1 protein-coding gene is annotated in these 746 nt (G+C 46.1%); it reads right to left on the bottom strand.

All coding sequences use genetic code 11. The features are described from left to right. Positions 1-746: HAD-IC family P-type ATPase (locus tag A3735_RS27815; protein ID WP_197486109.1), on the bottom strand; the 746-nt coding region annotated here is incomplete at both ends.

The raw sequence follows: 746 nt of genomic DNA on the forward strand, positions 1-746 counted from the left end.
CCTGTTTTATCAAAAACAATATCGGTAATCTGGTTCATGGCTTCTTGCGCATGAGATTTGGTGATTAAGAAGCCTTTGCTGCGAAGGAATGTGTTGGCACTGGTCATTGCAGTTGGTGTTGCCAGAGATAAAGCGCAAGGGCAGGTAACAACCAAAACAGATAAAACAATGGTGAATACTTCGTCGGGGTTATTAAAGTACCAGTAGAGACCAACGACGCAAGCCGCGAATAGCACACCTGCTACAAAGTGGCTGGCAATTTTATCTGCCATTAATACGGTTTTGGGCTTCTCACTTGCTGCTTTATCAAGGAGCTTAATAATCGCTGCGACACGGCTCTCTTTGGGAGTAGCGGTAATGCGAACGAATAAGGTATTTTCGACATTAGCGGTGCCACCACTTACCTGAGCCCCAAGCGCTTTTTCAATGGGGAGAAACTCTCCTGTGAGGGCTGACTCGTCGACTTTGGAGACACCTTCAATAACCACGCCATCGGCAGGAAATACTTGGCCCTGTCTAACCACTAGTACCTCTCCAATTTCAAGCTGGTGAGCAGGTTTACTTTTTTCGCCATCTTCGGTTCTAATGATCGCTGTTGTAGGCAATAGTTTACCCATTTCGGCATCGCTGTTCAGGTGCTTATGGCGAGTTTGCATTTCCATAAACCGGCCAAGCAATAGGAAGAAGGTAAACATCGCAACTGAGTCGAAATAGACATCGGTCTCAATGCTTGCTTCGCTGTTTAT

It is taken from the genome of Oleiphilus sp. HI0061 (genome assembly GCF_001635675.1).